We start from the raw sequence: 10,659 nt of genomic DNA on the forward strand, positions 1-10,659 counted from the left end.
GCTCGACGGCCTCGTTGACGACGAACAGCGGGACAAGAAACCACTCGCGTGGGACAACCGGATGGCCGAAGCGATCCTTGATCTTGATGTCGAGCCGGGCCGGATCAAATATGCGATGGATGAGGTTTTCGAGCTTAGTCCGGTTGATGTTGGCCAACTTGTAGGTGGCTATAATCTCTACGTCGGCCAGCAGGAAGGTCGGGTCGAGCTTGGCATTTGCGAGCCGCGCTTTCAGGTCACCGCCCGTCACACCGATCTTGTGCAACACGTCGCGATGCTGTGCGATAGCAGGATCGTTGGACTTGCTGCGGAGCACATAGATCGTGCCGCTGGCGAGGTCGCCGTCTTCGCTCTCACTGGCGAATAGCGGCCCGGCAACGGGATCGGTGATCCGCCTCCCCGCTTCGTCGCGGTGGAGTGCGCGTTGCAGCGAGCGCAGCAGTACGTCGGCCTCCGTGCCGTTATCGTAGATCACGCGCAGACGGCTGTCGCGACGCTCGTATTCGGTCATGAACTCTTCGCCCACTTCCGCGACATAGGCGGTCTGGCCGCCAACGATGAAGAACTCGCCCTTCTGGATTTCGGCCATCGTCTGGAAGGGCCGCGTCTTGCGCACGCCGGCGTCGAGGTCTTTCCTGACCTGGGCGAACAGCGGCTTGAAAGTCTCGAAGTCCTTGCAAAGCGTGCGGTTGGCGATTTCCTCAGCCGCGCGCTTGTCGGCGGCGGCCCGTACATGCTTCAAATCCCTGATGTCCGATGTACCCGCAGCGCCTTCGAGCTCTGCCATGAGGTCGTCGTCATCCATGGTATCCACCGGCGCAGCCGATGGAGCGGTCGAACCAACAAGAAGCCCTTGGCGATCAAACGGTGCGAGGATTGCTCGGCATTCTTCAAGCGTGCGCAGCCGGTCCAGGCGAACCGCATAGAGACGCTCGAATATGTCACGGTCTTCGCCATGCTGCGGAGCGCGGCCATGCAATTCGACGAAACGCTGAATGTCTTCGAAGCCGGCGATGACGCGTTCTTCCTGGGGAGAACGGCCACCCTTCTTTTCAGGCTCGGCGAAGTCTTCCAGCTCGGCGCGGAGTTCATCCAGATCAAGGTCAGACATAGCGGCCCTCATCCTTGTAACGAACGAAAGCAGCAGCGCCCTCGGCTAAGTGTTTCTCCCAAGGGTCTGTTGCCGTTATGGAAGGCAGGCGACCCCTCTCGCGCTTGAATTCAACGGCCCTTTTGGCGATGACCTTCGCTTCCTCGGGCGTTATCCGCGTTTTCTTCGCGGATATGGCCGCCTGAACCTGCTTCAGGCTCTCCTCGCTCATGGTCTTGGCGAGGATGGCGTAGGCTTCGCCAAAAGGATTGATCCGGTCGATCAGGTCGATATCGAGTTCGCGCACGTCCATCGCAAATTTGCGAACGCCATCGATCAGTGCGGTATTGCCGGCAGGCTCGGCATCCCGGCCGCCACCCGCGCCGCCTTCACCGTCGCCAAGGACGATCTGTTTTGCCTGCTGCGTCAAGTTCAGGGCTGCAATGGCGTGTTGACGGACCGCCTCCTGGTCTCCTTCATCAAGCTCGGGGTACTTGTCCTTGATGATTTTTCCCATGCGGACCTGGGTCAGCTCCTCGGGGATCATCTCCTCGTCGAACAGCCCGCGCTCGATGGTGGTCTTGTCTTGGACAAAGGCGGCAATCACCTCATTCAGATCTTCGCTACAAATCCGTGAGGCTTCCTTGCTCTTGGGTTCGGCAAGGCCCTTGATCTCGATGTGGAATTGGCCGGTTTCTTCATTAAAGCCGACGTTGCCCTTATTGGGGTCGTAGCCCCCCTCGCCATAGTCGAAACCCTCGACCGGGCCGCTTTGCGGGTTCTTCGGGGTGAAGTTAAATCTCGGTGCCAAAACCTGCTCCATAAGCAGACTGGCGGCGATGGCTTTCAGCGTGTCGTTCACCGCTTCGGTGACCGCTGCTTCAGCGGCATCCGGTTCGGCAATCAGGTTTGTAAAGCGCGCGCGAGTCTTGCCCGGCGCGTCGCGCGTCGCACGACCAATGATTTGTACAATCTCGGTGAGGCTGGATCGGTATCCGACCGTGAGAGCGTGCTCGCACCAAATCCAGTCAAAGCCCTCCTTGGCCATGCCGAGCGCGATGATGATGTCGACGTGATCGCGGTTGTTCTTCTGCGCCGGGTCTTTCAGCGAGGCCAGAACCTTCGCGTGCCGATCAGGACCGTCATCGACGAGGTCAGCAATTCTAAGAATTCGTCCATCGACGCGCTTCACGAGGTCGAAGCCAGTTGCGGGGTCTTTGCCCTCCCAGCTTCCCAACACTCCCATAATCTCACTGACTTCGGTCGTCTTGCCGCGCTTCGTGCTCTCACGAGAATTCACGTTCGGGATATGGACAATCGTTTTCTCTTCCGTGTCGATGACCTGTGCGATGTCATCAACATAGGAGCCGGAATAGAAAAAGTAGCCGATATCGAGTTGCTTAAGATAATCGTAGCCATTCAGCTGCTCGTAGTAGGTGTAGGTGACAGTATCGAACTTCGCCTCATCATGCGGTGCAAGAACAGGCACCGCATCGCCCCGGAAATAGGAGCCGGTCATGGCGACGATGTGCGCCCGGTCGCGAGCGATGAAGGCTCCGAGGTGCTGACCCAGCCTGCTATCAGGGTCTGCTGACACGTGGTGGAATTCGTCGACGGCGATCAGGCGGTCGTCGAACTTCTCGACACCGAACTTGTCCACGGCGAAGCGGAAGGTTGCGTGCGTGCAGACCAGCACCTTGTCGTCGCTGTCAAGGAACGCGCCCAGGGAGTTGACCTTGCCGCCGTTGTCGTTGCCCGGCGCATTGCACAGATTCCACTTCGGCTGTACGACCCAGTCGGCCCAGAAGCCGTACTTGGTCAGCGGTTCATCACCGAAACTCGCGCCAATGGACTTCTCCGGCACGACGATGATGGCTTGCTTCAAGCCCTGATTATGCAGTTTGTCGAGGGCGATGAACATGAGCGCGCGGCTCTTGCCCGATGCTGGCGGTGACTTGATGAGGAGATACTGCTCCCCGCGCCGTTCGTAGGCACGCTCCTGCATCTGCCTCATGCCAAGGGCATTGGCCTTAGTCGACGCACCGTTTCGAGCATAGGAGACCGAAACGGAAGGAACGGATCTTTTTTCTTTAGTCACGCGCCAGCCCCCGCTTTTTTCTTCTTCGCAGTCGCGCCCGGTGACGCGACCATCTTAGTGTACAGTTCAAACAGCTTCTCCAGCCGTTCCGTATCGTTACGGAATCGACGGCCGATATAGATTCGCTCAAGCACCTCGTCGTTGCGCGCGTGTGCCGCGAGCAAATCGGCGGGCATGGAGCTTGGGTCGTAGAGCTCAGCGATAGTCGCCGGGAAATGCGCCTCGCGGGCTAGCAAAATGTCCTCGGCGCATCGGGTCAGGTCGGCCTTGTTCTTCACAGTAAGCGTCGGAACCGGAAAGGTATTCCATCCGAGGGTGTTGGAGTACGAGAAATCCGTCCTCATACGAACGCAGACGGTCCCAATCCAAACCCAGTGAAGCCGCGATGCAATCAGCGCCATGTTCCACAGAGGGGCGTCGTACAGAGCGAAGCACTTATTGGAAGCGATAGAGTCCGCCGTCAGATAGTCACACGGAAGGTATGGTCTGTTCTCTGAACTAACGCCGGGCACAAGAATTTGATATTTCTTCGCGACACCGGCAATCTGCACGAAACGGTGCGGCTGCCTGGCGAACTGACGCGTGGATTCAGCATCTGACTTCTTACGATTTTCGGCTACCAGAGCTAATCTATTAGCAACAAAGTGACTGTCTTTTGCAGATGCCGCATGCACATCGTCAATCCATAAGCAGAATCTCTGCCTACCGTTGATCAACTCATCGGACCCTATAAATCGTTTGATAAATGGTCGGGCAATCGGGTCATTTTTCCTGATGTCTTCAGCTAAATTGGCGTCCATAAAGAGGTGACCACCGTCACGAGCCATATTGCCGAAAAGCATCGGTGACTTTTCGCCAATCGGTTCGTTTGCTTTCTGCACATAGGCGAGACTATCTGGGACAAGGTAAGGACCAATCGCCGCGCATTGCTTAACAATGTCGTCCTGATAAAGAGCCTTAGGATAATTTGACTTTTTGCCCAGCCCGACTATCACCACTGTTACTCCAGCGTTGTGACTGGCTAGATTGCTCCATTTGAATGAAGTGTGAGCGAATCTGATCTCACAGCCGCGCTGAAATGCTACCGGCCATACATCTATCGCCTGCTGGCCCTGACACACGCTATTCGTTGCCACAAATGCGGAAACTGCATTAGGAACTTGATCCGCGTAGTCGAAGAAGCGAGCAAACCAACCCGTAACGAAGTCTGTAGTCTTGGCTAGTTTTGAATGGCGCACCCAAGCATTGGCCATGTCGTTCTTTTGATCGTCGGTTTGCCACTTACTGCCTCGGTACGGCGGATTGCCGCAGATATAGGTTTCTCCCCCCTCGTTTTCGAAGTCGATCTGCGCCTGGTCCAGCGGCGTGCTGAACAGATCATCACCATGCAGCTTCACACCTGTCCCGGTCGGCGGGCAGACGCTTAGCCAATCAACCCGAAGAGCGTTGCCGCACGTGATCCAGTTCTGGGCGTCAAGCGGGAGAAAGTCCTGCAGGGCCTCCTTCTGTCCACGATACAGCTCGTCGCACTGAAACTCCGCGATGATGAGCGCTAGCCGCGCCACTTCAGCCGGGAAGTCGCGCAGCTCGATGCCCCGGAAATTCGTCAGCGGGATTTCCGTACGCCTCTCGGCTTCGCTGCGCCGATTATTGATCTCGGCCTCGATGGCGCGCATTTCCTTGTAGGCGATAACAAGAAAGTTGCCGGACCCACAGGCAGGGTCGAAGACTCTGATCTTCGCCATGCGCTTGCGAAGGTTCAGGAGCATGCGGGGATTGTCTCCCGCTTCCTCCAGCTTCGCGCGCAGGTCATCAAGGAACAGCGGATTGAGTACCTTCAGGATGTTCGGCACTGACGTGTAGTGCATCCCGAGCGCGCCGCGCTCTTCATCCTCGGCGACGGCCTGAATCATCGACCCGAAGATGTCAGGGTTGATCTTTGTCCAGTCGAGATTGCCAATGTGAATGAGATATGACCGCGCGATCCGGCTGAAGCGCGGCACGTCAGTGCTGCCGGAGAACAGCTCACCGTTCACATACGGGAACGCGTCCGCCCATCGCGCGATCCCGGCCTTAGCTCGCTCTTCGCGCTTCGTGTTCATGGCGCGGAACAGCTCGCCGATCACCTCGTGGGTGTTCGATGAGTCTTTGGCGCTCATCTGCTCGATGGTGTCCGTGAACAGGTCGGACTTGTGAAAGATATCTGTATCCTCGGCGAAGAAGCAGAAGATCAGCCGCGCCATGAAGTGGTTCATGTCATGGCGGCGCGCCTCAGTGCCCCATTCGGGATTGTCTTTCAGAAGCTCGACGTAGAGCCGGTTCATCCGGCTCGTCGCGCGGATGTCGAAGGAGCTTTCCCGCAGCTGCTTGACGGTGGTGATGCCGGCTAGGGGCAGGAAGAAGCCGAAGTGGTTGGGAAAATCGGTGTAAGCGCAGGCGACCGTCTCGCCTGTGTCGATGTCCTCGGCCTCGAAGTCCGTGCCATCTGTCGCAAGGATGAAGCGCGCCTTCGCCTTCGCTGTAGCGGGGCTCGCCTTCAGCGCTCCGAGTGTCTTCGTGACCGCGCCCGGCGGCGTGACAGCGATATGAATGTTGTTGGTCTGGAGGACCCCGCCCAGGTCGGACTTGTTCGACGCGCCTGCGCGCAGACGCTTGAGGGTCGTTTCTTTGTTGCCAAACGCCTGAAGGAAGGCGAACGGGAACTCGCCGCCGTCGAACGGCTGCTCGGCCAGCGCCGATATGGCTTCTTCGATTTCGACGGCGTTCATGCGCGTGCGTCCCCCGGTGCGTTCTTCATGCCGTCACGCATCCTCCCGGTCGCCCGGCGTGCCAGCGAACGGCTCCACCTTGATCTCCCCCGCCCGCTTGCGGGCCTGGGCGATGTCAAAACTGTTCTGCATGCGCATCAGAGTTTCCATCGACACGCCGAACGCCTTTTCAAGCCGCAGCGCCATCTCTGGCGAGAGCGCGGAGTGTTCATTGAGGAAGGCTGACAGAGCGGCACGCGTGATGCCGAGCGCGCGCGCGGCGTCTGTCACCGACAGGCCGTGTGGCTCGATGATCTCGCTCTTGACGAAGCCGCCCGGATGGACGGGCTCGGCAAGCCGATGTGATGTGCGAGCAGCCATAGGACAGCTCCTTTCGAATCGCTGTTCGATGCTACCTGCGGGGGAATCATGCCGTCAACCGTCGCTTGACACTTGACATATTGTCGTCCACCGCCTCCCGGCTGACCTCTGAGGCTCAAACTTGCAATGTCCGGTAAAAACCCGTACATTAGTAGTAGAGAGTGAGGTTAATCATGCCCCCATCAACCACCCGCACCACGCGGCTTGAGGCCCGGATTTCCCCGGAAGCGCTGGCGGTCGTCCGCCGCGCTGCCGAGCTTCAGGGCCGGTCTTTGAGCGACTTCGTTGTATCGGCCGCGCAAGAGGCTGCGCAGCGCACCATCGAGGATGCGCAGGTGCTCAGGCTGGCAGTTGAGGATCAGCAGGCGCTCGCCGCGTCCATCCTGAACCCGCCGGAGCCCAACGACGCCCTGCGCCGGGCTGCCGCCGCTCACCGCCGCTTGATCATTTCAGCCTAGCGTGCCGCCCTCTTTTCGTATCGAGGCGCTGTCCGCCGCCCATGACCGCAGAGATTTCTCCTGCGGGATCGAGGCGCTTGACGGCTACCTTGCCCGGCAGGCCGGCCAGGACATGCGCCGCCGCGTGTCCAACTGCTTTGTCGCCCTGCCAGAGGGCGGCGCTGCCATTGCTGGCTACTACACGCTCGCCGCAGCCAGCATCCCTGTCCAAGACCTGCCGCCGGAGCAAACCCGCCGCCTGCCCCGATACCCGGTGCTGCCGGCGGTGCTGATCGGTAGGCTCGCTGTCGACCATCGGTTCAAGGGTCAGCAGCTCGGGGCGGCGTTGCTATTTGACGCCATCCTGCGCGCGCTCCGGGCGGAGCCTGCGGTGCTGACGGTGCTCGTCGATGCCAAGGATGACACGGCAGCGTCCTTCTACCGGCATCATGGGTTTCAGGCATTCAGCGCGCGCCCGCAGACGCTGTTCCTTCCCATCGATACGGCGGCCCGCCTGCTGCAAGCGGGCTCCAACTGACTCGCGGCGCGCCCGACAGATTCCAGCCTGCGCAATATGAAAAATAACCCGCCTCCTGCCGAGCAACCGGCCGACCGGCACCAGCCGGTCGGCCGAAAATTTCTGCCCTCGGCGATAGAATCCCATGTCGGGCTCGTCCGGATCTCCGTCAGTAACGGCCGCCGCTATGCGGCCGCCGAATGCTTTTCCGGTTCCTCCGCCGCTGCGTGCGTCGAGAACTTGGCCAGATAGTCCGCCGCGCGCTGCGCATGGGCGGCGGCGGCAAAGATCGCCCGCTTGTCATCCTTCAGCGCTTTGAGCCACGAGGCGATATAGGCGGCGTGCTCCGCGCGCGGCGCGGGGGTCAAGGCGAGGTCGGCGCAGACAAAGGCCGCGCCCAGCTCGGCGACCAGCTCTTCCATGGCGTAGCCTTCATCACCAAACCGCTTGCGCCCAAAGTCCCGCGCAAGGCGCTTCTCGTGCTTGGTCCAGTGCGTCAGCTCGTGCGCGAGCGTCGCGTAATAGGCTTCCGGCTCCTTGAAGGCCACAAACGGCGGCATCTGCACGCGGTCCTCTGCCATGCTGTAGAAGGCCCGGTCCCCGCCCTCGCGGATTACGGCACCGGTCGCAGCAAAGAACGCCTCCGCCCTCTCGATGCGCTCTACCGGCTCAAGGGCCGGTTCCTGCACGGCGTAGAAGTGCGCTGGCAATCCGTCCACCTGCTCGGCATTAAACACGGTGTAGCCCTTCATAAAGGGGATTTCCCGCTCCAAATCCTCGCCGGTCGCTTCATCCTGTTCTGTGCGTTTGATGGTGTTGGCAAAGACGACAAGGCTCCCCTTCTCGCCCTTGCGCACCTGTCCGCCCAGCTCCTGCGCCTGTTTGTAAGTCAGCCATAGCGGGGCAATGAAGCCCTGCGCCGTGGCGGCTGCCCAGAGCATCAAAACATTGATGCCGCGATACGGGATACCGGTTGCTCTCAAGGGCCGGGTAATGCGCCCGGCGGCGTGCACGGCGTTCCAAGGTTTCAGCCATGGCCGCACGCCCTTCTCAAGCTCTGCTACAATCTGATCGGTGATGCGCTGATAAACGTCTGTAAACATTGGGTCTTTCTCCTAGTCTTGTTGGTGGTTGCGCCATGCAACCGGACTAGGCCCGCGCCAATGAGCGGGGGGTCGGCGGTCAGGACCGCCGCCGGGGAAAGGGGTATCTCCCGGCCTGCACAAGCGCAGCGCGGAAGGTCGGGGAACGCCCCGGCGGCGTCCGTAGCGTTAGCGGAGGGCTTGGTCTTGACGGCCTCGGGGGCGGCACGCCCCCTCTTCCGTTCAAGCGGCGGCAAGAGCGCCGCGCACCGATGCGCCGGCAACGCCGGCTCTGCTCTGTTTTCTTGCGCGAGGGATTGAAACCGTCTGGCGGAGACGACGCGGCGGCTCCGGGCACAGCCTGAAAGCCCGGTCCGGCCTGCCGGACGCGCCCCCAGATCAACTCTTTGCTTGTGTCAGCTCTGATGACGCCCAGATGGCGGCGTCCCCTTCTTCCTCATGTTCTGCTTCGGCCTTCCAGCCATGCAGTCCCGTTCCTTGTGCCGATTGTGTGTGTGTCCGGGCACGAACGGTCCCGATGTCCGGGGCCTTGAAAACAAGGAGGAACGAATGAACACCTTACTGACCATCAGCGAGCTGCAACATCGCACCGAATCCGACCTGCGGGCTCTGTTCCGTCAGGCGAGCCAGGCGCTCGCCCGCACGGCGGCGGGCACGCCGGAGCGCCGCAACAACCTCGCCACACTCGAAAACATCGCGCGCGCATTGGCGCTCGCACCGGGAGCGCGGGGCTTTTAGCCCCCGCTTTTCCCCTCGGGGCCGCGCCGTACCGGCCGCTTGGACTGCACCGACATATGCCGCTCTGTTGCCTCCAGAGCCCGCCGGCAGTCCGCTAATGCTGGGTCGCCGAACAGCGGGTCGGCTGGAGAGCTATCCAGCAATGCGATTGCCTCTTTGATGGAGCGTACGGCCTGCTCGTGCTGGTCCTGCACTTCCGCCCCGATGGCCTGGAGCAGTAGGTCGACGACCGGCGCGCATTTCCCGGATGCGGAGCCCGCAAGCCGCAGAAGCTTCACAGCTGATCGCAGGTAGTGGAACGCCTCCACGTCTGAGGCATGCCGGCTGCTGAACTCGGCGGCGACCCGATCTTCCCGTTCGCGCGGTGCCGCGCTCAGGATCTCGTCAGCCTCATCGCTCTCATCGCGCACTTCCGCAACGCGCGCGATGCCGAGATGAGATTCGGCGACATCGTAGGCACTCTCCGAACGCAGAAAGACCACCGACGACGCGGGCGCGCCCTGCTCGTCATAAAACATGACGAGCGCCCGGCGGCGATCCACCAGCGCGCGCCTTACGCCGCCAAGGTACAGCTCCGCTGTCCCTACCTTGTCGATCCAGCAATTGACCGGAGGATGCGCGTGGCGAAAATCCGCGAACCTCTTGTTCAGCGCATCGTGTAGCGCCGGGTCGTCCTGCGGACGTCCCCACCAAGCCCCGTCATTTTTGTGATCCGCGCTGCCGGACATCGCGATTCTCTGTCTTGTCAGTCTAGCTGCGCAGCCGCCTCAAGTCTGCGCCTGCCATAACCTACACGAAAGCCTGCCTTTGATCAGCGGTTTTGCTTCTTCTCGGGGGCATGACCGTGTTCGCGCTGAAGAAGCGCGACGGCGCGCTCCAGCGTTTCTCCGAGTCCCCAGCCCTGCGCATCGGCAATCGCGCAGAACTCTTCTATCGTCTCAGGGCGGGCTTTCAGATTAAACTGCGCGTTGCGCCCTGTGCGCCGCCGGCGCGGTGGATCAGTGCGCACGGGCGGCTTTACCGCTTCGGGCTGCGGTTCCCGGCTCCGGAATCCCGCAGCGGCGGCGGCTTTCTCGGTCGCCACCTTGGGCGGCTTTTCATTGACCGCCGGGGCGCGCGGCATCCAGTCGCTCGCATTGAAATCTTCAAGGGCGTCGGCAAAGCCTAGATCAGCGCGGTTGTCGGTCATGATCACGCTACCTTGGCGGCCATCGTGCCGCCCTTCAGTTTCGCAATGACCTCGCCCGCAAAGGCCCGGGCGTTCTCGATGGCTCTATCCACATTGCTGACTTGATCGCTGCGAAGGTCAGATAGCAGTCCACCAAAATCAAAGATGTCGCGGAAGGCGGCACGCTCGACGATGGACGTGGAGAACACGTCAATCGCCGCCTTGTCGAGCTGCTCGCGAACATTGCGCAGGGCGCGCGAGGTGACGGCGGCGCTGGTGCGGGTCAGAAGGATGCTGTGAGGAATCTGCCGGCGCGAGAGGCGCTCCTGATTGCGGATCAACCTAATCGTTTTGGCCGCGCCCTTCGCGTCCATGGACGC

Annotated in this window: 10 protein-coding genes and 1 pseudogene; 3 read left to right on the forward strand and 8 right to left on the reverse strand. The window is 60.8% G+C overall.

The features are described 5' to 3' along the window. The 4 genes from MFF42_RS11680 to MFF42_RS11695 form a co-directional block, all read right to left on the reverse strand. Nucleotides 1-1,111, reverse strand: a 1,111-nt coding sequence (locus MFF42_RS11680; RefSeq protein ID WP_238255903.1) for a GIY-YIG nuclease family protein, incomplete at its 3' end; no start/stop codon positions are given. Further along, the gene (locus MFF42_RS11685) at nt 1,104-3,095 is read right to left on the reverse strand and encodes a DEAD/DEAH box helicase (protein WP_444980417.1); all 1,992 of its coding nucleotides are present in this window, start codon (nt 3,093-3,095) and stop codon (nt 1,104-1,106) included. The genes MFF42_RS11685 and MFF42_RS11680, both read right to left, overlap by 8 nt. An 89-nt stretch (nt 3,096-3,184) precedes the next feature. Beyond that, a complete protein-coding gene (locus MFF42_RS11690) occupies nt 3,185-5,956 on the reverse strand; it encodes a class I SAM-dependent DNA methyltransferase (protein ID WP_238255905.1) in 2,772 nt (923 codons plus the stop codon). A gap of 33 nt (nt 5,957-5,989) precedes the next feature. Continuing rightward, complete coding sequence (locus MFF42_RS11695; RefSeq protein WP_238255906.1) at nt 5,990-6,316, reverse strand: HigA family addiction module antitoxin; 327 nt, start codon at nt 6,314-6,316, stop codon at nt 5,990-5,992. Nucleotides 6,317-6,489: 173 nt separating this feature from the next. Between MFF42_RS11695 and MFF42_RS11700 the strand changes: the two genes are divergently transcribed. Both MFF42_RS11700 and MFF42_RS11705 read left to right on the forward strand, forming a co-directional pair. Then, nucleotides 6,490-6,774 (forward strand): type II toxin-antitoxin system TacA family antitoxin, encoded by a 285-nt coding sequence (locus MFF42_RS11700; protein WP_238255907.1) that lies wholly within the window; start codon nt 6,490-6,492, stop codon nt 6,772-6,774. 1 nt (nt 6,775) lies between these two features. Beyond that, entirely contained in the window at nt 6,776-7,291 is a 516-nt protein-coding gene (locus MFF42_RS11705; RefSeq protein WP_238255908.1) for a GNAT family N-acetyltransferase, read from the forward strand. A gap of 164 nt (nt 7,292-7,455) precedes the next feature. Here the strand turns inward: MFF42_RS11705 and MFF42_RS11710 are convergent, their stop codons facing one another. Next, a complete protein-coding gene (locus MFF42_RS11710; RefSeq protein ID WP_238255909.1) occupies nt 7,456-8,373 on the reverse strand; it encodes an ArdC family protein in 918 nt (305 codons plus the stop codon). A gap of 549 nt (nt 8,374-8,922) precedes the next feature. On the opposite strand from MFF42_RS11710, the gene MFF42_RS11715 reads away from it, so the two are divergent. Continuing rightward, on the forward strand, nt 8,923-9,111 hold the full coding sequence (locus MFF42_RS11715) for a hypothetical protein (RefSeq protein ID WP_238255910.1): 189 nt from the start codon (nt 8,923-8,925) through the stop codon (nt 9,109-9,111). Here MFF42_RS11715 and MFF42_RS11720 read toward each other — a convergent pair. The 3 genes and pseudogenes from MFF42_RS11720 to MFF42_RS11730 form a co-directional block, all read right to left on the reverse strand. Continuing rightward, nucleotides 9,108-9,839, reverse strand: a complete 732-nt coding sequence (locus MFF42_RS11720; protein WP_238255911.1) for a hypothetical protein — start codon at nt 9,837-9,839, stop codon at nt 9,108-9,110. The genes MFF42_RS11715 and MFF42_RS11720 overlap by 4 nt on opposite strands. Nucleotides 9,840-9,922: 83 nt before the next feature. After that, nucleotides 9,923-10,300 (reverse strand): stability/partitioning determinant, encoded by a 378-nt coding sequence (locus tag MFF42_RS11725; protein WP_238255912.1) that lies wholly within the window; start codon nt 10,298-10,300, stop codon nt 9,923-9,925. A 2-nt stretch (nt 10,301-10,302) separates the two neighbouring features. Continuing rightward, a pseudogene (locus tag MFF42_RS11730) lies at nt 10,303-10,659 on the reverse strand (ParA family protein); the annotation flags it as partial.

It is taken from the genome of Methylorubrum podarium, assembly GCF_022179745.1.
In the GTDB taxonomy this organism is placed as follows: domain Bacteria; phylum Pseudomonadota; class Alphaproteobacteria; order Rhizobiales; family Beijerinckiaceae; genus Methylobacterium; species Methylobacterium podarium.